The 21,025-nt window shown below is 47.6% G+C and carries 17 protein-coding genes; 11 read left to right on the top strand and 6 right to left on the bottom strand.

The features are described 5' to 3' along the window. The first annotated feature begins 5 nt into the window (after nucleotides 1-5). Nucleotides 6-623, top strand: coding sequence for a response regulator transcription factor (locus LZG94_RS00475; protein ID WP_233789895.1), 618 nt, complete (start codon nucleotides 6-8; stop codon nucleotides 621-623). Between the two features lie 13 nt (nucleotides 624-636). Here the strand turns inward: LZG94_RS00475 and LZG94_RS26500 are convergent, their stop codons facing one another. The 6 genes from LZG94_RS26500 to LZG94_RS00450 form a co-directional block, all read right to left on the bottom strand. Then, entirely contained in the window at nucleotides 637-1,170 is a 534-nt protein-coding gene (locus LZG94_RS26500) for a GNAT family N-acetyltransferase (protein ID WP_409013231.1), read from the bottom strand. 7 nt (nucleotides 1,171-1,177) lie between these two features. Beyond that, on the bottom strand, nucleotides 1,178-1,339 hold the full coding sequence (locus tag LZG94_RS00470) for a hypothetical protein (protein ID WP_233789894.1): 162 nt from the start codon (nucleotides 1,337-1,339) through the stop codon (nucleotides 1,178-1,180). 164 nt (nucleotides 1,340-1,503) lie between these two features. Next, nucleotides 1,504-1,809, bottom strand: a complete 306-nt coding sequence (locus LZG94_RS00465; RefSeq protein ID WP_233789893.1) for a hypothetical protein — start codon at nucleotides 1,807-1,809, stop codon at nucleotides 1,504-1,506. Between the two features lie 4 nt (nucleotides 1,810-1,813). Beyond that, nucleotides 1,814-2,008 (bottom strand): hypothetical protein, encoded by a 195-nt coding sequence (locus LZG94_RS00460; protein ID WP_233789892.1) that lies wholly within the window; start codon nucleotides 2,006-2,008, stop codon nucleotides 1,814-1,816. A 96-nt stretch (nucleotides 2,009-2,104) separates the two neighbouring features. Next, on the bottom strand, nucleotides 2,105-3,547 hold the full coding sequence (locus LZG94_RS00455) for an arylsulfatase (protein ID WP_233789891.1): 1,443 nt from the start codon (nucleotides 3,545-3,547) through the stop codon (nucleotides 2,105-2,107). 68 nt (nucleotides 3,548-3,615) lie between these two features. Continuing rightward, entirely contained in the window at nucleotides 3,616-5,004 is a 1,389-nt protein-coding gene (locus LZG94_RS00450) for a sulfatase (RefSeq protein WP_233791106.1), read from the bottom strand. A gap of 418 nt (nucleotides 5,005-5,422) precedes the next feature. Here LZG94_RS00450 and LZG94_RS00445 point away from each other — a divergent pair, with 418 nt between their 5' ends. The 10 genes from LZG94_RS00445 (at nucleotide 5,423) to nagA (ending at nucleotide 21,018) form a co-directional block, all read left to right on the top strand. Further along, on the top strand, nucleotides 5,423-8,524 hold the full coding sequence (locus LZG94_RS00445; protein WP_233789890.1) for a SusC/RagA family TonB-linked outer membrane protein: 3,102 nt from the start codon (nucleotides 5,423-5,425) through the stop codon (nucleotides 8,522-8,524). 27 nt (nucleotides 8,525-8,551) lie between these two features. Then, nucleotides 8,552-10,309: a RagB/SusD family nutrient uptake outer membrane protein gene (locus LZG94_RS00440; RefSeq protein WP_233789889.1), complete on the top strand. Its 1,758-nt coding sequence runs from the start codon at nucleotides 8,552-8,554 to the stop codon at nucleotides 10,307-10,309. A gap of 139 nt (nucleotides 10,310-10,448) precedes the next feature. After that, nucleotides 10,449-11,504 carry a substrate-binding domain-containing protein gene (locus LZG94_RS00435; protein ID WP_233789888.1) on the top strand — a complete coding sequence of 352 codons (1,056 nt, stop codon included), beginning with the start codon at nucleotides 10,449-10,451 and terminating at the stop codon, nucleotides 11,502-11,504. 94 nt (nucleotides 11,505-11,598) lie between these two features. Further along, nucleotides 11,599-12,603, top strand: a complete 1,005-nt coding sequence (locus LZG94_RS00430; protein ID WP_233789887.1) for a Gfo/Idh/MocA family protein — start codon at nucleotides 11,599-11,601, stop codon at nucleotides 12,601-12,603. A gap of 33 nt (nucleotides 12,604-12,636) precedes the next feature. Further along, entirely contained in the window at nucleotides 12,637-14,028 is a 1,392-nt protein-coding gene (locus LZG94_RS00425) for a DegT/DnrJ/EryC1/StrS aminotransferase family protein (RefSeq protein ID WP_233789886.1), read from the top strand. Then, nucleotides 14,025-15,404, top strand: coding sequence for a neutral/alkaline non-lysosomal ceramidase N-terminal domain-containing protein (locus LZG94_RS00420; protein WP_233789885.1), 1,380 nt, complete (start codon nucleotides 14,025-14,027; stop codon nucleotides 15,402-15,404). The genes LZG94_RS00425 and LZG94_RS00420 overlap by 4 nt, the downstream gene beginning before the upstream one ends. 17 nt (nucleotides 15,405-15,421) lie before the next feature. After that, on the top strand, nucleotides 15,422-16,726 hold the full coding sequence (locus tag LZG94_RS00415; RefSeq protein WP_233789884.1) for a hypothetical protein: 1,305 nt from the start codon (nucleotides 15,422-15,424) through the stop codon (nucleotides 16,724-16,726). A 78-nt stretch (nucleotides 16,727-16,804) separates the two neighbouring features. After that, entirely contained in the window at nucleotides 16,805-18,202 is a 1,398-nt protein-coding gene (locus LZG94_RS00410; protein ID WP_233789883.1) for a Gfo/Idh/MocA family protein, read from the top strand. Between the two features lie 192 nt (nucleotides 18,203-18,394). After that, nucleotides 18,395-19,723, top strand: a complete 1,329-nt coding sequence (locus LZG94_RS00405; protein WP_233789882.1) for a sugar MFS transporter — start codon at nucleotides 18,395-18,397, stop codon at nucleotides 19,721-19,723. Between the two features lie 113 nt (nucleotides 19,724-19,836). Next, nucleotides 19,837-21,018 carry an N-acetylglucosamine-6-phosphate deacetylase gene (gene nagA / locus LZG94_RS00400; RefSeq protein WP_233789881.1) on the top strand — a complete coding sequence of 394 codons (1,182 nt, stop codon included), beginning with the start codon at nucleotides 19,837-19,839 and terminating at the stop codon, nucleotides 21,016-21,018. Nucleotides 21,019-21,025: the final 7 nt, after the last annotated feature.

The following is a 21,025-nucleotide window of genomic DNA, read 5'->3' as shown; positions in this document are numbered from 1 at the left end:
TTATCATGAGTATCAAGATCCTGATCGTAGACGACCATCCGCTGGTACTGGAAGGTTTGAAATCATTACTGACTGATTGTGAAGGTATTGAAGTAGTTGGAACCGCTTCCAATGCGATCGACGCTATTTCATTTCTCAAAACCAACGAAGTAGATATTGCTTTTCTGGATATTAACCTGCCCGACATCAGCGGAATAGACCTTTGTAAAAAAATTAAAGAGCAATATCCAAATGTAAAAACGCTGGCGCTGAGCACATTTAACGAGCGTGCTTATGTGTCGAGAATGATCCAGAACGGCGCGTCGGGGTATTTGATCAAAAGTTCGGGAAAAGAAGATATCCTGGAAGCGATCCGGCAGGTGCAGGCCGGGGGATATTTTATGAATGTCAATTTTGATCAGGCTACTTCCTCCGCCCCTCCGAAAACCGTCCCATTTTTAACCAGACGCGAAAAGGAGGTATTAATATTGATCGCAGAAGGACTTACTAACCCCCAGATCGCCGAGCAGCTTTTCGTCAGCGTCACCACAGTCAATACCCACCGCCAGAACCTGTTAATGAAGTTCGAAGTATCCAATACCGCGTCGCTGATCAAGCTGGCGGCTGGGTTGGGGTTGATTTGACTAGGTAAATGTATTAATTCATTTGACTAAACACTCCTAAATCAAAATACATTAATTTCGTTTTGCTGTTTCGAGAGGAACCATCTGTCGGCAATTCAATGAAGCCGTTCTTTTCATAAAAATTTATAGATCTGGTGTAAGCGTCTACAATAATAAATCTGCATCCCGTTTTGTTGCCTATCACGAACGAATATTTGATCGTATTCATTAACCTACTGCCAAACCCTCCCGTCTGAAATTTTTTATTGATTGCAAACCGACCGATTTTGACAGCAGGGTAGCTTGACCTCCGTTTGGGAAACGGCAAACTGTCCTTTACTCTTCTCCATCTACTTTTCACACTTGCGTCTTCCGCGCAAATCCGGTCATTGGACACACAAAAAAAACCAACGATTTCTCCATTGGTTTCAAGAATATAAGTTACAGCAAGAAGCGATTTTTGATAAGATTTTGCCTCATTCAGGAAAAAGTCATTGAGATCGCTATCCTCACAATTGAAGTATTTAAAATTGTAATCATCTGTCAGTCTGATAAGGCCAGGAATCATTTATGACTTATTTTTTGTCCGACAACAAAGTAATGAAGTCAAAGTCACTTTTGATTTTAGCGAAATCGGCAGCAGACGCTTTTATATTCCTATTACTGTAAAGCTGGTTATGAAACTTTACAGCAGCTTTTCCACGCAAAACCGGGGTATCTTTTATAGGACGTGCCATTGCTTTTTTGTTGATTGGAAATAAAATATCTCCTACAAATTTAGCCAAATATGTATGCGTAACCATTTTCTGCTTAGCGCTTTATTCTAAGGTTGATAATTGCAATCAACGGTAAAAAGGCTCAATTCGTCGCCAAACTCCCAAACGGGAAAATCGTAACTTCCTTAATGCCTAGCCGCCGCGAATGCAAATCTTTTCTTCAAACCGATGTAGGCAATCCACATCACACAAAGACCACCATAGGCGAGATATAGCCGATCTAGCTCAAAGATTTTTGCATAGAAATAATAGTATTGATAAACACCTATGATCTGCTTTGCACCATTTAGAAGAGATAAGAATTGAAAGCACGAAGCGCCGAAATCTAAGGAGTTAATTTGCTCTCTTCGGCATTGAACCACCAGGACCGCTACATACACTATCCCGCCGAAACCGGTCCAGCAGGCAGTGAAAAATGGAGTTACTTCCATCGTATCACATATTTTGCTCGCCACGGATCCGCTTTTCGCTATTGACCTCCGCCAGGCCACAAACGATCGCCCCGACCAGGCCGCCGGTTACGGCTCCGGAAAAGCCGAACAATGAGCCGCCCAGCATTGCTCCTCCTCCAATCCCTGAAAGCGCTGCGGTAATTACCGATGCCCAATTTATATGTGTGATAGCTTTCATCAGGTTTTCGAATGCTTATATGAAATTTACGAAATTCGATTTACATAAATCAAATAACATAGGCTTCCTCGAATTATCCTGCGGTAGCTAAATTTTTCAATTCGTCGCCAAACTCCCAAACGGAAAAATCGCCGACGTGACGTGGGCGCGGTTCATGATCTGGCCGAGTTCTTTGGCTTTTTCGGGGAATTGCGGGGTGAGGTTGGTTGTTTCTGCCGGGTCCTTGGCAAGATCGTAGAGCTCAACCAACGCGTCGGGATTTCCAGCTGCTTTTAGCCTGACAGCCTTCCAGTTACCCTGCCGCACAGCCTGCCGCCCGCCTTGTTCGTGGAATTCCCAGTATAGGTAATCATGCTTCTTCTGGGTCGGTTTGCCTTTTAATGCATCGGTAAATGAAATCCCGTCGATACCTTGCGGCGATCTGGCCTGTGCAAGCTCAGCGAAAGTGGGTAGTATATCCCAGAAAGCGCCTATGTAATCACTTTTCGAACCCGGTTTGATCGTACCCGGCCAGCGTGCTGCAAAAGGTTCGCGAATGCCACCTTCGTACAAATCGCGCTTCACACCCCTGAAACCGCCGCTGCTGTTGAAAAACTTCGGATCAGCGCCACCTTCCACATGCGGACCGTTGTCGCTGGTGAAAATGATCAGCGTATTTTTATCCAAACCCTTCTCTTTCAACTTATTGACCACCTGCCCCACATACATATCCAGCCGAGCGACCATTGCCGCAAAAGTAGCCCTGGGATATTCCTGTGAAGTATAGCCGCCGTTTGTAGCGTTCGCGCCATAATCTGCACCCCGGTGAAATTTCTCTTCAAACTTGCCTTTGTATTGTTGAAACAGACTATCATCAGGGACCAGCAGCTCGGCGTGCGGCAATATATATGGTAAAAAGAGAAAAAACGGTTGATGGGAATACTGCTCGTCTACAAATTGGAGTGCCTGCTTCTGGATCAGGTCAGGTGCATATTCCTTCTGATACATCAGGTTCTGGTTTGCTTCCAGCACAATTTTCCGATCGTTGTCCCAGAGGTGGTTGGGATAGTAGCGGTGGGCCAGACTCTGACAATTATATCCGTAAAATTTATCAAAACCCTGCTTACCAGGCTCACCCTCCGAACCCACCGGCCCCAGTCCCCATTTACCGAAAGCCGCCGTTTTATACCCCGACTTCTTCAATATTTCCGCAACTGTCGTCACTGAATCTGGGATAGGATGCTGGCCCTCGGGCTGTACCGCCTTGTTTCCGCGGATATAGGTGTGGCCGGTATGCTGCCCGGTCAATAGGGAAGACCGTGACGGCGCGCAGACGGAAGTACCTGCATAAAACTGGGTAAATATCATCCCCTCACTCGCCAGCCGGTCGATATTCGGTGTTTTAATTAATTTCTGACCATTAAAACCCACATCGCCGTAACCCAGGTCGTCGGCAAGTATGAAAACAATATTCGGACGCGCTGGTTTGCCTGACTGTGCCCATAATGCAGGTGACAGCAAGCTGAAAGCAAAACATAACTTAAAGAAGGTAACCTTCATAGGATCTCAAAAAGCACTTAATTCATATAAAAAGACATTGTGACCGCAGTAATACTTGATTAACAATCTCAACGCGTTACCTGACCTGCCGGTCTCACATTTTTCCCCGTCCGCTGTTGTAGATCGTCACCCAGATCTTCGCGCGCATTTTCCGCGATCTTTTCCAGATCGGCCACAATAGCCGGATACTGGTCGAGTACATTATACCGTTCACCGGGGTCGCGGGTGAGATCATAGAGTGCTTTGGGAAATGCGTGGTCTTCGGGACTCGGGCCGGGCTGGCCATTTGTTCCGGGAGCTGAACCTTCATAAGTTCTGCCGGGATGTGCGAAGACCAGCTTCCAATTATGCTTTCTAACTGCTTCGAGGTTATTTTTCCGGTAATAATACAGCAACTGCTTGCGGGGAGTTTTGGTCTCGTCACCTTTCAGCAAATCTGTAAAGTCGATACCGTCGATTTTCTCCTTCGGCAGGCTGGCTCCGGTCAGGCGGGCAATAGTCGGCAACACATCGAGGGTGGAAAGCAGCTTGTTGGAAACTTTGCCGGCAGGTACCACGCCGGGCCAGCGGATAATGCAAGGCTCGCGTTGGCCGCCTTCAAACGAAGTTCCTTTTCCCTCGCGAAACCCTCCGGACGAACCTGCGTGATCGCCGTAATTGAGCCAGGGACCATTATCGCTGGTAAAAATGACCAGTGTGTTTTCATCAATACCCTGACTTTTTAACTCTTTCATCACCTCTCCCACCGACCAGTCAAGCTCCATTAAAACATCTCCGAAAATCCCTCTTTCACTCTTCCCCCGAAATCGCTGTGAGGCAGCAAGGGGAACGTGCGGGAGCGGATGCGGGATATATAAAAAGAACGGCTTGTTTTTATTTTTACGTATAAATGAGACAGCGCGCTCGGTAATTTTCGGTGTCAGCTCACTGGCGTCTTCCAGGTTCTTGATCTCTTTTCCTGGCTTATTACCCTCGATCCAATGCAATGGAGGATATTTCGCGCGTTCCTGCCACGGATGGAGCGGCCACATATCGTGCGAATAGGGTACCCCGAAATATTCATCAAACCCTTGCTGCAACGGCAAAAATTCCTGCTCGCTGCCCAAATGCCATTTACCAAAAATCCCCGTCGCATATCCCCGCGCCTTCACCAACTCCGCAATTGTCTCCTCTTTTGGATTGAGTCCTACTTTTGAGCCGGGGCCGAATGCGCCTGAAATACCGATCCTGTTCGGATAGCAACCCGTCATCAATGCAGCCCTTGACGCACTGCAAACCGCCTGAGCTGCCATGAAATTGGTAAAACGTGTACCCTCCGCTGCCAGCTTATCAAGGTTTGGCGTTTGATAACCCAGCGCCCCGGTCACAGACAGGTCGCCATATCCGAGGTCGTCGATGAAAAAGAGTACGATATTCGGCGACTTTGCAACCGGCTTCGTGGACTGAAATCCAACCATTAAACAGATACTAAAAAAAGCAGCAGAAGCTAAAACGATTCGGAACATAAGGATAGGCAGATTATGACGGAAAGGGAATTTATCAAATAATCTTTGTTTTGAGCTCCTAAGTATCATTTTGTTGAATATTCTGCCTCCTTCGTCCACAAGGCTGTAAATTATGTTTAGCAGCTTTGTCACTATTATATTCTTTCATTTATATTTTTTACAAAATTTAAATAATGCTTTTGGAAAATTAAATTCACATTTATATCTTGCGGGTACGTACCCGATACATATCTTATCAATGCGTCTCCGCGCGGCGCATTGGGCTATCCAATTCTTATTTTTTTAAACTAAAAAATCTATATGGCCTAAACGTTTTCGAAAATTACGGGTACGTACCCGCTCACTGTTCCAGCCTTTAACCCATTTCAAAATGAACAAGATCAAACTTTACTATTTTAAGGTATTCGCGTGTTTACTAATTCTCGTACAAGCGTCACCAGCTATTGTGCAGGCGCAAACGGAGATTCCTGTCAAAGGAAAAGTGATAGACAAACAGGCTCAAATCGGCCTCCCTGGTGTAAATGTGGTCGTGAAAGGGACAGACAAAGGGGTAAGCACGGATGCGGAAGGCAATTTCACCATCAATGCCGCCAAAGAATCTGTTCTGGTATTTTCATTTATTGGGTATGATAAACAGGAAGTTACCGTCGGCAGCCAATCTTCGATCGATGTAATTTTGCAACCTTCCCTGACCAACCTGGAAGAGCTGGTAGTGGTGGGTTATGGTACGATGAAGAAAAGTGACCTGACCGGCGCGGTAATGCGGGTCAATAAGGAAGCTTATCAAAACCAGTCGATGACGCAGTTGACTGATATGCTCACTGGAACGGTCGCAGGTTTTTATGCCAATCAATCTACCACCGCAGCTGGTGGCGGGTCGCTCGAAATACGCGGGCCTAAATCGCTGAATGCATCCACCGAGCCGATGATCGTGCTCGACGGGGTGATTTTCAATGGCAGTATCCGGGACATTAATCCATCTGATATTGAGACGATTGACATTTTGAAAGATGCCAGTTCCACAGCCGTTTTTGGAGCGCGGGCGGCGGCCGGGGTTTTGATGATCACTACTAAAAAGGGAACCAAAGGCAAGACGACAATCAACTTTTCGAGTGAACTGGGGATTACCGAAGTGGCCAACGATTTCAGGCCTTTCGGAGCCGACAATTACCTTGATTTCAGAAGGGACATATTGCGCGTGACCAACTCAGGAAATCCCGGCTACTATTATTTTAACCCACAAAACCTCCCTGCCGGCGTAACCGTGGACCAATGGAGAAAAGCCAGCAATAATCCACAGCCCGACAACACCGACGAGTGGCTGGGCAGATTGAGACTTTTCCCTACCGAACTTGAAAATTACAAGGCCGGCAAGTCGGTAGATTGGTACAATAAGGTAATGCAGCCGGGCCTCCGCCAGAATTATGATCTGAGCGTCGCGGGCGGCTCTGATAAGTTTAATTACTACTATTCACTGGGTTACACCAACAATGAAGGTGTGGTGATCGGCGACAAGTTTTCTGCATTGAGAACGCGCCTGAACGTGGATTTTACTGTAACGGATTGGCTGAATGTGGGTGTAAACACGCAGTTCTCCGACCGGGATGAAAGTGCGGTGCCTGCCAATCTTTCGGGTATGTTCAATACCAGTCCGTACGGTTCCGAATTTGATGCGCAGGGAAATGTGAACTGGTACCCGCACGATTATCCCGGAGGTATCAATCCTCTGATCAATTATTATGGTCAGGATAAATACCGGAAGATCAACAGTTTGTTTGCCAGTATGTTTGCCAAAATAAAACTTCCTTTTGGTATTGATTACAAGCTCTCCTACCAGCCGCGTTTTCAGTTTTTGAAAGACTACAACTTCTGGTCGTCGCAAACGATCGTCGGCGGAAATGACCATTCAAATGGATACGGAACGCGCCAGGAATCTTCCAATTATGAGTTTATTTTAGATAACCTTTTGCATTGGAACAAACAATTCGGGAAACACAGCTTTGACGTAACCCTGCTTTACAGCACCGAGAGAAACCGGAAATGGTACACGCAGATCAGCAACGAAATATTTGTCCCGAACCAGAACCTGGGCTTTAACGGGCTGCAATACGGTACCAATCCGGCATTAATGAATGCGGATTCGATCATTACCGGCGATGCGGTGATGGCGCGGTTGAATTATACTTTTAATGATAAATACCTGTTTACGGGCTCGGTGCGCCGCGATGGTTACTCAGCTTTTGGGATTAAAAACCCAAGGGCAGTTTTCCCGGCGGCCGCACTGGCGTGGCGCATTTCGGAAGAGGAATTTTTCGACCTCGACTGGGTGAGCCAGATGAAGCTGCGTGTATCATGGGGAATAAATGGAAACCGGGAGATCGGCGCATATTCGGCGCTCGCGCAAATGCAGCAGAATTTGTATTACGATGGTACTAATGTGCAAGTAGGCGTATACAACAGTACGTTAGCGAACCACGACCTGGTTTGGGAGCGTACGCAGTCTATCAATATTGGTACTGATCTCAGTTTATTCAAAAATAAGATCGATTTCAGCGCGGAATACTACGATATGACGACGACAAATCTGCTCATGAACCGGCTACTTCCGCAGCTGACAGGCTTTCAGAGTGTGACTTCGAATTTGGGCAGGTTAGGAAACCGGGGTTTTGAAATGACGGTCAATACTGTGAATATGAACCGGTCGAAACTGAGCTGGCGGTCGAGCTTTGTTTTTTCATTGAACCGAAACAAAATTAAAGAGCTATTTGGTGATTATGAGACTGTTGAGGTAGACGGAAGACAGGTAACCCGCGAGCTGCCCGACTATTCCAACGAGTGGTTCCCGGGCCAGGCGATCGACCGGGTTTGGAATTACAATATGACGGGCGTGTGGCAAACTGCCGAGAAAGACGCCGCCGCAGTGTACCGAATGGAGCCGGGCGATTTTAAAGCGGAAGATGTAAACAACAATGGGGTTTACGAGGCATTATCAGATAAAAAATTCATCGGCTGGGAGCGTCCGAGATTCCGTTTGGGGCTTCGCAACGATGTTAATTTCCTGAAATATTTCACTGCTTCTATATTCGTACGCGCCGATCTGGGGCATATTGGTTCGTTTGCCGAAGCTTTACACCGCGGCTCTGAAACGTACGATCGCCGGAATACCTGGGCTATCCCCTACTGGACGCCTGATAATCCGATCAACGATTATGCGCGGTTGAATGTGAATGAAAATGCATTCGGCGGCGGCGTGATGATCTACAAGCCACGCTCATTTGTGCGGATCCAGGATCTTTCGCTGGGTTACAACCTGCCTTCGAGCATTTCCGAAAAGATCAGGCTGAACAATGCGCGCCTTTTTGCCTCCGTGCGCAACCTGTACACTTTCGATAAATGGCCGGGCTGGGATCCTGAGTCGGGTTACAGCCCGATGCCGCGTACTTATACTTTCGGCGTTTCCGTCTCACTTTAATGCATTGCAATCCAAAATTCTGAAATCATGAAAAGGATACCGAACATATTATTTACGATTACCATATTGGCGGCCGTCGCGCTTTCCTGTACAGAAAAGTGGCTTGAACCAAAACCCCTTTCCTTTTTCACGCCTGAAAATGTGTACACGGATAAAGCAGGCTTTGAATCGCTGCTGATCACGATGCGGAAAGACCTGAAAAATGAGAATACGGGCAATATCAGCTTTATGATCAACGAATTCGCCGCCTCCGACCTGGGCGCGGCCAGCGTGCAGCTTGACTTTTACAAGCTCACCCCGAATACCGACAGATACTACAAGTTTCTGGCGATGTTCAATTCAGCATATAGCGCAATTAAAAACGCCAATGTGCTGATTTCCAGAATCGATAATATCAAATGGAGCAGTGAAGAAGATCGTAACCGGCTTCTGGGCGAAGCTTACTGGCACCGCGCATATTGGTATTACCGGCTCGTGAACACTTATGGCGATGTGCCATTTATCGGAAAAGAACTAATAGGCGCCAAGCTGGATTTCCAAACGCACAGCCGCTGGACTATTTTGAACAAGATCCAGGCAGATATGGAATTCGCGGTTCAATGGCTGCCGGCTACTGCTCCGGCCGGGGCGATCTCGAAAGGCGCGGGTAACCATTTGCTGGCGAAGATATGTCTGGCAAACCTGCAATTTGACAAAGCGATCGAAGCAGCGACCGCTGTGATCAATGGACCGTATGCATTGATGAAAACGCGGTTTGGTGTATCTGCCGCAGATGCGAAACGCAATGTGATCTGGGATTTACACCGCCCGAAAAATTTCAATACAACTCAGAATACGGAGACGATCCTGGCGGTTGTAGACCGGTTCGAAGCGCCTCCGGGGGCAAAATCAGTTGGTCTTTACACCATGCGGCATTATAACAGTGCGTGGTGGAATGCAGTGGTGCGGGATAGTCAGGGTAAGGCGGGCACGCTCGCTTCGGGGCCGATGTACGATTCACTTGGTCGCGGAAATGGGAATGTGCGGCTCACGCCATTTTACCAATATGATCTCTGGAAATTCGGTAATGCAAACTGGAAAAACACGACGGATCTGAGGAGAAGCAACATCAACTGGGTCGATCTCGACGAGCTGCTTTACAATAACCCGGCTTCTGTCGACTTTGGAAAACCGATCAAACCGCAGAATATGGCGGTACTTGCGGACACTTTCTACTCACTTTACGCGATGCCGCATTACATTACATTCGTGCCGCAGGACGATCCGAAAGCTGCCCCGATGGGCGGAAACGGCGACTGGTATATTTTCCGGCTGGCTGAAACTTACTTACTGCGTGCTGAGGCGCATTTCTGGAAAAATAACCTTGCTGCCGCCGCTGCCGACCTGAATGTAGTACGCGAGCGGGCGAAGGCATTGCCGGTTGCTGCGGGACAAGTGACGCTCGATTTCATATTCGATGAGCGCGCACGCGAGCTTTTTGCCGAAGAACCGCGCCACTCGGAGCTCGTACGTGCTTCGTATATCACAGCAAAACTGAACAAAGGAGGTTATGATCTGCCTAATTTCAGTACCAAAAATTACTACTATGACCGCGTTTATTCACGCAATAACTTTTACGAAAAAAAGGTGTCGTATATTGGAAACGTAGCCGCAATAGCGCCTTTCCACGTTCTCTGGCCTATTCCTTCCATTGTAATCACAGCCAATACCCTCGCGGTGATCAATCAGAATACAGGTTACGAAGGTTCGGAACGAAACATTGCGCCGCTGGAAACCATCGAATAGCCGCTGTTATGAGGCTGCATCAAAGTAAAAGCAACTTGGATGCAGCCTTTTACAAATAGCAAATATGCTGGCAGTGCTTTACTATTTTTGGGAAAACGCTCTTTATATTGGGCATTCAATGCCTTTCAGATAATACCGGATGAAAAAAGATACCACTTACTACGGCGTGAAGGAGATTGCGCGACGGGCCAATGTTTCTATCGCCACGGTCGACAGGGTCATTCACAACCGGACGGGCGTTTCGGAAAAGACCAAGCGGAAGATCAACGATATTATTAAAGAGCTTGACTATCAACCCAATATACTAGCCAGCAGGCTCGCTTCCAGAAAAATTATTACGCTGGCTGTCCTGATCCCACGGGTTTCGGAAGAAACAGATTTCTGGGAAGCGCCTTTGCGGGGTATCAAGCGGGCTGAATCAGAGATAAAAAAGTACGGTATTGAAGTGCTGCATTATTTTTTTGATTTGAATGATAAAAATTCATTTGAAGAGCAGGCGCGTAAACTTTTGAAGGAAGATGTACAAGGTGTGCTGTTGTCCCCTTCATTTATTGAAGAGTCAAAGGAATTTGTACAGGCTTGTCACACCAAAAAGATCCCGCTTGCATTCATAGATTCTGACTTACCCGGCCAGGATAACCTTTGCTACATTGGGCCGCATTTGTTTCACAGCGGTTATGTAAGTGCCAAATTGCTGACTTACCGTTTGAAGGAAAACCACAAAGTGCTGGTTGTCAATATTTCCAAAGAGATCGACTATAATTATCAGCAAATCGAAAAAGGGTTTCGCTCCTATTTTACAGATCATAATCAACCCTGCGAAATCGTGCGGATTGACATTGCGGATACCGATAACTTATCGGTTACCAATGCATTGACGCGCGTTTTACACGAACATAAAGATCTGGAAGCGATTTTCGTGACCAATTCAAGGGTTTTTGCAGTTGCCTCGTTTTTGAAGAAAAGCAAGCGGACTGATATTTCGCTGATCGGTTTTGACTTTTTAAAGGAAAATATCAATTACCTGAACGAAGGTTTGATCGATTTCCTGATCTGCCACAAACCCGAAGAACAGGGTTATCGCGGGTTAATGGCGCTTTATCAGAAACTGGTGCTGGGCGCTCCCGTCGAAAAGGTGCATTTTATGCCTATTGACATCATTACCAGGGAGAACCAGGCATTTTATCAGAACTGATTTTTTGCAAATTCAAATATGTTAGTATATTTACGGGTACGTACCCGAGCTCGTTACGTACTTACTATTCCCAAACACTTTTCCTGACATCTCTATGCATTCGCTTAGCAGAAGAACATTCATTTTACAATCAGCCGTAGCAGGCGCCGGGCTTAGTTTGCTCGATTTTCAATCTTTATCAGCCAAACCGGCGGACGGAAAGCGGGTAGGCATTATTGGTCTTGACACCTCCCACAGCATTGCTTTCACCAAAGCACTGAACGCCGCCCAGCCAGATCCTGTTTTTGACGGTTACAAAGTCACGGCTGCCTATCCTTACGGTAGTAAAGACATCGAATCCAGCGCGAAACGCATTCCCGGTTATATTGAAGAAGTGAAAAAATTGGGCGTGGAGATCGTGGATTCTATCAAAGACCTTCTGAGCAAAACGGACGTAATCCTGCTGGAAACGAACGATGGCAGGCTGCATTTGCCGCAGGCGCTGGAAGTTTTTAAGTCGGGAAAAAGGATGTTTATCGACAAGCCGGTAGCAGGTTCCCTAAGTGATACACTGGCTATTTACGAAGCTTCCAAAAAGTATAAAATGCCGATATTTTCAGCCTCTTCGCTGAGGTATATCAAAGGCATTGAGGCAATTGATAAAGCCAAAGTATTGGGCGCAGATACATTCAGTCCGGCCGTTCTTGAAAAAACGCACCCTGATTTTTACTGGTACGGCATACACGGCGTAGAAACTTTATATACCGTAATGGGAACGGGCTGCAAAAGCGTAACCCGCGTGAATACGCCGAATACGGATATTGTAGTGGGGATTTGGGAAGATGGACGCACGGGTACATTCCGCGGCACGCGCTCGGGAAAACACGATTACGGCGGGACTGTTTTTACGCAGGACGGCAACAAAGTACTCGGCCCGTACGGCGGCTATGAACCTTTGTTAAAGGATATTATCAAATACTTCCAAACCGGCGAAGTACCGGTAACACCCGAAGAAACGATCGAGATATTTGCCTTCATGGAAGCCGCCGACGAGAGTAAAAGGCAGGGCGGCAAGAGTGTATTGCTAGAAACAGTGCTGGCAAAGGCCCGCAAAAAATAAGCTTTTGTTCCGTCACCTAAACCCGGAAATCTCATGAAACAATTTCTGAATAAGCTTTCAAGAAGGAGCTTTATCAAACAGAATTCGCTGGCTGGCGCGGGGCTCGTACTTGCCTCAGCAGGCGCTTCCAGTGCATTTTCCATTTACAACAGCGCGGCTCAAAAACCCGCAATACTCGGTGGTCCCTCAGCTTGGAGCGCCACAAAGTGGCCCACCTGGCCGCAATGGAACCCGGAGACAGACGAGAAGCAGGTTTTGGAAGTATTAAGAAGCGGCGTTTGGTCGCGGGCGCAGGTGGTAACTCAGTTTGAAAAAGAATGGGCTGCTGCGCTGGGGGCGAAAAGAGCATTGGCTGTTGTAAATGGTACCAATGCATTGGTCGCTACGATCAATCAAATGGACATCAAAGGCGGCGATGAGGTGCTTGTGCCGCCATATACGTTTATAGCCACCGTTTCCGCGGTTTTGTCAAATGGCGCGATGCCCGTTTTTGTGGATATTGATCCGGAAACTTTTCAGATTGACCCGGCTAAAATTGAAGCGAAAATAACGCCGCGTACGAAGGCGATCATCGCGGTACATATTCTGGGATTACCCGCTGATATGGACCGGATTATGGCGATTGCCAAAAAGCATAAGCTCCTGGTGATCGAAGATGCGTGTCAGGCGCATTTGGCGGAGTATAACAAACAGAAAGTCGGTACGATCGGCGACGCGGGCTGTTTTAGTTTTCAAAATTCAAAAAACCTTCCTATCGGTGAAGGCGGCGCGATTGTTAGTAACAATGACCAATTTATGGACCGTTGTTTTTCTTATACCAACTTTGGAAACCCGTACGGAACAGCTGTGGGCTCGGTGGGTACCGGGAGTATAATGCAGGGTACCAAGCTGCGTTTCACCGAATACCAGGCTGCTATCGGGCTGGCGCAGCTGAAACGGCTTGACGCACAGACTACTACCCGCCACGAGAATGCAGAATATCTGAAATCCCAGATCAAGGATATTCCCGGAATTGTACCTTACAAACTGTACGACAATGTAACCAAAGGCGCATTCCACCTTTTTCCATTTCGGTTTCAAAAGGCGGGTTTCAAGAACCTGTCACGCGATTTATTTCTCAAAGCATTGCAATCGGAAGGTGTACCCTGCGCGAGCGGCTATGCGACTTTGAATACGCAGCCTTACCTGAAAGATACATTTGAGTCGAAGAACTACAAGAAAATGTACCCGAAGGAAATGCTCGATATCAATCAATACAACGAGCGGAATAAATGTCCGGTGAATGATAAAATCTGTAATGAAGAAGCTGTCTGGTTTACTCAGAACATGCTTTTGGGAACCAGGGAAGACATGAAATCCATTGCGACGGCGATTGAAAAAGTGTACGCCCACGCGGATCAGATCAAAACTGCTGCGAAGAAATGAGAGTATTTCTGCTGATTTCGCTGGTAATGCTGCATTCGCTGACTTTTGCGCAAAAAAAAGGCTGGAAAGCTGGCGTGGCCAAAGTGGCGATCACGCCCGAGGGTCCGCTTTGGATGGCGGGATTTGCAATTCGTACGCACCCTTCCGAAGGCAAGCTGCACGATTTGTGGGCGAAAGCTTTGGCGCTCGAAGATGCCGAAGGAAAGCAGGCTATTCTGATCACGACGGATCTGCTCGGTTTTCCGAAAAGTATGTCAGACGAGATCAGGAACCAGCTTTTGGCAAAATATAAACTCTCCAAAGCGCAGATTATCCTCAACAGCTCGCATACGCATTCAGGTCCGGTTTTGGGAAATGCATTGTCCGATATCTATCCACTGCAAGCCGCAGACCAGAAGAAAATTGACGCGTATTCTTCGTCGCTCGTAACCCAGATCGTGACGCTGGCGGGCAATGCGTTGAAAGCTTTGCAGCCTGCAACTTTGCAATCGCAAAATGGCGTGGCGCGATTTCAGGTGAACCGGAGAAATAACAATGCAGCTACTCTAGAAAGGCTAACCGAGATTACGGGTCCCGGCGACGCGGCGGTACCGGTATTGAAAGTGTCTGACGCAAAAGGGAAAATGCTGGCGGTTGCATTCGGCTACGCTTGTCACCCCACTGTTTTGGACTTGTACAAATGGTCGGGCGATTATCCGGGCTACGCGCAGATCGAGCTTGAAAAACTGTATCCCGGTACTACTGCATTGTTTTTCCAGGGCGCCGGCGCAGACCAGAATCCATTGCCCCGCCACACGGTACCACTTGCTATTCAGTACGGAAAAACGCTTGCAGCTGCCGTGGAGCGCGTTTTGAGTGAAGATATGAAGACTTTGGAACCGACATTATCGACTGCCTATTCGGAAGTGGAGCTATCGCTTACTACTGCCCCTACCAAAGAACAATTCACTGCATTAGCCAAGAATACGAAGGGTTATCAGCAAAAGTGGGCGAACAGGATGCTCGAAAAAATCGAAAAGAAGGAGTCTTTTGCTACCTCCTACCCTTTTCCACTGCAAGTTTGGAAGTTAGGCAACCAGGCGATTATGACACTCGGCGGCGAGCTGGTGGTGGATTATGCCATCAATCTTAAAAAGATATTCGGGCAGGAAACTTTCGTGATGGGGTATTCCAATGACGTGATGACCTACATTCCGAGTGCTACTATTTTGCGCGAAGGCGGGTATGAAGGCGAGGCGGCGGCGATTGTGTACGGTTTGCCCGCGACTTGGGCTTCCGATGTTGAAATTCAAATTCTGAACGGATTGGTGCAGCTGGCCAAAGAAGCGGGCGTAACCAAACCTGAATCCAGGGTTATTAAATCTGACAAAAAGTGACCAATAACGATCATTATATGGCTTTTGAAGCCTTGACCGATACAACTACGCTGACCGCAAAACGGTATTACTCCGGTTTTGAGCGGGCGCACGATACTTACAACGCAATTTCCGCGGCAAGCGACGGGAAGATTTACTATATACTTTCTTCTGATAACCACGAGATCGGCGGACAAATGTTTGCATTTGATCCCGAGACTGACCAGGTTTCTTTCATTGCCGATCTGACGGAAGTTTGCGGAGAAAAAAACCTGAATGCAATTCCGCAAGGCAAAAGTCACGTGCGGTTTTATGAAAGAAATGGAAAATTGTACTTTTCCACCCACGTCGGTTTTTACCAGTTAATTGACGGAATGGACCGGCTGCCCGAAACGCCTCCGGCAGGTTACGGACTTTATCCCGGCGGACATTTTCTTTCTTATGATCTGAAAACGGGTGCATTTGAAGACCTGGCGATTGTGCCGAATGGAGAAGGAATGGTTTCCATGACAATGGATCGCGAGCGCGGGCATTTGTACGGAATTACGTGGCCGCACGGCAATTTCATTCATTATGATCTGGATCAAAACCGGCTGAAAAGTCTGGGCCCGATTTCGGGTGACGGAGAAGCAGGTACGCCGGGCGACGATTTCCGCTCACTTTGCCGGTCGCTTTTTGTGGATGCAGAGTTGGGCGATGTGTATTTTTCGGTGGCTGAGGGCGATATTTTTACTTATAATCCAGAGGTAGGAGCTGTCAGGAAGTTGCAGAATCTGGACTTGCGTCTTGATTATTTTGGCAAATATGACCCTACCCGGCCAGGCAGTATGTCGTACAACTGGCGGAAGATATTTTGGCACCCGGAAGAAAAAGTAGCTTACGGCGTACACGGTAACTCGGGTTATCTCTTTCGTTTTGACCCAAGAAAAGAGCAGATCGAGATCGTGGAGCGCATTACTTCCACTCCTTCAAAAAGAAGCGGGATGTTCGATCAGTTCAGCTATGGGTACCTCGGTTTTCAGCTCGGCCCCGATCAGGAAACGATTTATTACCTCACTGGCGGGCCGATTTACGTCGATGGAAAACGGCTTAAAGGCGAAAGCCAGATTGCGAAGGGCGCGGCGAAAGGTTTGGAAAACCTGCATTTGATCACCTTCCACATTCCGTCCCAAACTTACATTGACCACGGTCCTGTCTTTTACGAAGACGGCGAGCGGCCCACTTATGTCAATTCGATTGCAGTGGGCGCGAATGGCGATGTTTACACGCTTGCCCGTTTTGAACACAATGGAAAAACGATCCAGGATCTTGTCAAAATACCTAATCCATTTACCAAAAACTGAAACGCGCATTGCTGCTGATTACCAGTATGAATCGTGTTTCAATGCTTTTTTTAACTGATACTATTAAACCTGACCATTATGTCAACCAATTCAAAAGATAGCAACACCAATGCATCTGCTGGCCTGTCGGGCGGCGATGAGAACAGACGGGATTTTATAAAGAAATCAATCACAGGAAGCGCCTTGCTGGCATTCGGCGGTGTTTTACCTGGCTTTTCTCCCAAGAGTTACGCGAAGATTATCGGCGCAAATGAGAAAGTACGCGTGGGTATGATGGGCGTAAACAGCCGTGGACTTGCCTTGTCTTCCAATTACGCGTTACAGCCTAATTGCGAGGTAGTTTCCATTTCTGATGTAGATTCTCGCGCTGCTGAAAAGGCGATCAGTACCGTTTCAGAAATCTCAAAAAGCAAGCCCGCGAATGTACCCGATTTCAGAAAGGCACTGGAAAACAAGGATATGGACGCGCTGGTAGTTGCGGCTCCCGATCACTGGCATGCGCCCGCAGCGATACTGGCTTCGAAAGCTGGCAAGCACGTGTACCTCGAAAAACCTTGCAGCCACAACCCGCACGAAGGCGAGCTGCTGATCGCGGCTGCGAAGAAATACAAGAATATCATTCAAATGGGCAACCAGCGCCGCTCGTGGCCGAATGTGGCTGGCGCGATAAAGGCAATTCACGAGGGTGTGATCGGCCGGGTTTACTTCGCAAAAGGCTGGTATACCAACAACCGCGCGTCGATCGGAATCGGTAAAGAAGTGGCTGTGCCTTCGTGGCTTGACTACGATTTGTGGCAGGGACCCGCGCCGCGCAAGGCTTACAAAGACAATGTGGTGCATTACAACTGGCACTGGTTCTGGAACTGGGGCACGGGCGAGGCACTCAACAATGGTACCCACATGCTCGATTTAATGCGCTGGGGCTTGCAGGTTGACTATCCGACGCGGGTAACTTCCTCAGGCGGCCGCTACCGCTACAAAGACGATTGGGAAACGCCGGACACACAGATTATCAACCTCGAATTTGCTAATAATACCGCGATGACCTGGGAAGGCAGGAGTTGCAACGGTCGCACGATCGAAGGCGCCAGTGTGGGAGTTGTGTTTTATGGAGATAATGGTTCGCTGCAAATAGGCGAAGGCAACACTTACCAGATTTTCGACCTGAAAAACAAGCTGGTAAAAGAAGCGAAAAACGATTTCGTAATCGACCCGCTCAACAAAATGAACCCATCGCAGGGACTCGACGCGCTGCATATCCAGAACTTTTTTGACGGCATTAAAAAAGGAACAGCATTAAATGCAGAGATCGTAGGCGGACACCAGAGTACATTGCTTGCGCAGCTGGGGAATATCGCGATACGCTCGGGGGATACATTGAATATTGATCCTGCGAACGGGCATATTAAAGGGAATAAGGCTGCTGAGAAATTCTGGAAACGGGAATATCAGAAAGGCTGGGAGCCGACGGTTTAGAATGATTGAATGATTGAATGATTGAATGACTGAATGAGTGAGTGAGTGAGTTTCTGTTAATTCTAATTCATTACTAAAATCAACTAATCAATCATTAGATCACAATAAGTAACGATAAAAAAGGCTAAGCCGCAGGCAAAAGCCAAACAAAAAAATCAATTGCCGGCGACTTCAGTCGCCGGAACAAAAGATATGAAAACAGGAGCAATGGCAATTAAAGTGGAAGATCTTTCCAGGAGAGAGACAACTATCTCGATTTTCCTGATCGGGGTGATGTTTTTCATTTTTGGATTCATTTCCTGGGTGAATTCCATCCTTATTCCTTATTTCAAAATCGCCTGCGAGCTCACCAGCTTTCAGGCTTATCTGGTCGCATTCGCATTTTACATTGCCTATTTCGTGATGTCGGTACCTTCATCCTTTTTGTTGAAAAAGGTTGGTTTCAAAAAAGGGATGATGTTTGGTTTCTGGGCGATGGCGCTGGGTGCATTCATTTTTGTACCGGCCGCGATGACGCGGACTTACGAGATATTCCTGCTCGGTTTGTTTACGATTGGTATTGGACTAGCGATCCTGCAAACTGCTGCTAATCCGTACATTACCATTCTGGGAGCCAAAGAAAGAGCGGCCCAGCGGATCAGTATGATGGGGATTTGCAATAAAGCGGCGGGCATACTTTCTCCCATTGTTTTTGCTGCGGTTATCCTGAAACCTACTGATACCGACCTTTTCGCGCAGCTCAGTTCAATGACTGATATTGAAAGAAGCGCGGCTTTGGACGAACTGATTCGCCGGGTGATCAACCCTTATATTGCGCTGGGTACTTTTCTGTTTGTGCTCGGAATTCTGGTTTTCAAATCGCCTTTGCCGGAGATTGATACCGAGCATGAAAGTCAGGAAATTGCTACTGCCAATGCGGGTAAAACGAGCATTTTCCAATTCCCGCATCTGATCCTCGGCGCGCTGGCAATTTTCCTGCACGTTGGAACGCAGGTGATTGCGATCGATACCATTATTGGTTATGCCAATTCAATGGGCATTGATCTGCTGGAAGCGAAGGTTTTTCCTTCTTATACTTTGTTTTGCACGATTTGCGGGTACCTGATCGGGATTACATTGATTCCGAAATTTATCAGTCAGGTGAATGCATTGCGCGTTTGCACGGTTCTCGGAACTGTCTTTTCACTACTCATTATTTTCACAAAAGGCCAGGTTAACTTCCTCGGTCACGAAGCTGACATATCGATCTGGTTTGTGGTTTTGCTCGGTTTGGCCAACTCGCTCGTTTGGGCCGGAATATGGCCGCTGGCACTCGACGACCTCGGCCGCTTCACCAAACTAGGCGCCTCGATTATGATCATGGGACTTTGCGGAAACGCGATCATGCCACTTTTCTACGGCTATTTCGCCGATCAGTTTGACGTGCGGCAGGCGTATTGGGTTTTGATCCCTTGTTATTTGTATCTGGTGTTTTATGCGGTGAAGGGGCATCGGTTTAGGAGGTGGGGGGTTGGGGGGTAACATGCTTTGTCACCCTGAGCGGAGTCGAAGGGCGCTACTCACGAGCAGTAACGTGCTTCGACTCCGCTCAGCATGACAAGACAAGAAGCAGTAAGACAAACAGCTAAAAACAAATGAAACTTAAAATCATAAACGGCACACTAATCACTCCTTATCGATACATCCGAAACGGAACTGTATTGATTGAGGATGGAATTATTGTTGGGATTGAGGCTCGGGACGTGGACTTTCCTGATGCTGACGTCATCGACGCTGGTGGACATTACATCGCCCCCGGCTTCATTGACATTCACATTCACGGTGGTGGCGGATATGATTTTATGGATGGGAGTGTTGAGGCGTTTTTGGGGATTGCGGAGACGCATGCGAAATATGGTACTACTGCTTTGGTACCGACCACTTTGACGAGTGAAAAGGCGGATTTGCTTGAAACTTTGGATCTGTACGAAAAAGCAAATGGATTGAATGCAAACGGTGCGCAATTTCTCGGGATGCATTTGGAAGGTCCCTATTTCGCATTGAGCCAGCGGGGTGCCCAGGACCCGCGTTATATCCGGAACCCTGATCCGGCGGAGTACGAGGAAGTACTCGCTTACTCTTCGTCGATCACGCGGTGGAGTGCCGCGCCGGAGTTGCCTGGGGCTATTGATTTTGGTAAAAGACTGAGACAAAAAGGGATACTGGCGGCAGTAGCACACACTGACGCTATTTATGAGGAGGTTTTGGATGCATTTGAAAATGGGTATACCCTCGCTACCCATTTATATTCAGCGATGTCGGGCGTGACGCGGCGAAATGCATTCAGGTATGCGGGGACCATTGAAAGTGCTTTTTTGCTGGATATGGATGTGGAGATTATCGCCGACGGGGTGCATTTGCCTGCGCCGCTTTTGAAGCTGATCTATAAAATAAAAGGAGCCGATCGCATTGCATTGATTACCGACGCAATGCGCGCCGCCGGAATGCCTGAGGGAGAAAGTACGCTGGGCTCGCTCAAAAACGGGTTGAAAGTAATCGTGGAAGACGGTGTGGCCAAGCTACCCGATCGTACTTCGTTTGCTGGAAGCGTTTCAACCGCCGACAGACTGGTGCGGACAATGGTACAAATCGCAGATGTTTCGCTGCTCGACGCGGTGAGAATGGCGAGTTTGACACCTGCAAGAATCATGGGAGTTGACCAGCGAAAAGGCTCCCTAGTGGCTGGGAAAGATGCTGATATTGTGATTTTTGACCAAAATATATCAGTACAAAAAACCATCGTGAAAGGAAAAGTAATTTACAATAACGCTATATAAGTATTAA

Origin of the sequence: Dyadobacter sp. CY343 (assembly GCF_021390335.1) — a bacterium.
In the GTDB taxonomy this organism is placed as follows: Bacteria; Bacteroidota; Bacteroidia; order Cytophagales; family Spirosomataceae; genus Dyadobacter.
This window is presented reverse-complemented; position numbering and strand designations above follow the sequence as displayed.

Excerpts from the sequence above, each read along its gene's own strand:
- LZG94_RS00475 (WP_233789895.1), top strand. The coding sequence starts at position 6 with ATGAGTATCAAGATCCTGATCGTAGACGACCATCCGCTGGTACTGGAA.
- LZG94_RS26500 (WP_409013231.1), bottom strand. The coding sequence starts at position 1,170 with ATGATTCCTGGCCTTATCAGACTGACAGATGATTACAATTTTAAATAC.
- LZG94_RS00470 (WP_233789894.1), bottom strand. The coding sequence starts at position 1,339 with ATGGCACGTCCTATAAAAGATACCCCGGTTTTGCGTGGAAAAGCTGCT.
- LZG94_RS00465 (WP_233789893.1), bottom strand. The coding sequence starts at position 1,809 with ATGGAAGTAACTCCATTTTTCACTGCCTGCTGGACCGGTTTCGGCGGG.
- LZG94_RS00460 (WP_233789892.1), bottom strand. The coding sequence starts at position 2,008 with ATGAAAGCTATCACACATATAAATTGGGCATCGGTAATTACCGCAGCG.
- LZG94_RS00455 (WP_233789891.1), bottom strand. The coding sequence starts at position 3,547 with ATGAAGGTTACCTTCTTTAAGTTATGTTTTGCTTTCAGCTTGCTGTCA.
- LZG94_RS00450 (WP_233791106.1), bottom strand. The coding sequence starts at position 5,004 with ATGGTTGGATTTCAGTCCACGAAGCCGGTTGCAAAGTCGCCGAATATC.
- LZG94_RS00445 (WP_233789890.1), top strand. The coding sequence starts at position 5,423 with ATGAACAAGATCAAACTTTACTATTTTAAGGTATTCGCGTGTTTACTA.
- LZG94_RS00440 (WP_233789889.1), top strand. The coding sequence starts at position 8,552 with ATGAAAAGGATACCGAACATATTATTTACGATTACCATATTGGCGGCC.
- LZG94_RS00435 (WP_233789888.1), top strand. The coding sequence starts at position 10,449 with ATGAAAAAAGATACCACTTACTACGGCGTGAAGGAGATTGCGCGACGG.
- LZG94_RS00430 (WP_233789887.1), top strand. The coding sequence starts at position 11,599 with ATGCATTCGCTTAGCAGAAGAACATTCATTTTACAATCAGCCGTAGCA.
- LZG94_RS00425 (WP_233789886.1), top strand. The coding sequence starts at position 12,637 with ATGAAACAATTTCTGAATAAGCTTTCAAGAAGGAGCTTTATCAAACAG.
- LZG94_RS00420 (WP_233789885.1), top strand. The coding sequence starts at position 14,025 with ATGAGAGTATTTCTGCTGATTTCGCTGGTAATGCTGCATTCGCTGACT.
- LZG94_RS00415 (WP_233789884.1), top strand. The coding sequence starts at position 15,422 with ATGGCTTTTGAAGCCTTGACCGATACAACTACGCTGACCGCAAAACGG.
- LZG94_RS00410 (WP_233789883.1), top strand. The coding sequence starts at position 16,805 with ATGTCAACCAATTCAAAAGATAGCAACACCAATGCATCTGCTGGCCTG.
- LZG94_RS00405 (WP_233789882.1), top strand. The coding sequence starts at position 18,395 with ATGAAAACAGGAGCAATGGCAATTAAAGTGGAAGATCTTTCCAGGAGA.
- nagA (WP_233789881.1), top strand. The coding sequence starts at position 19,837 with ATGAAACTTAAAATCATAAACGGCACACTAATCACTCCTTATCGATAC.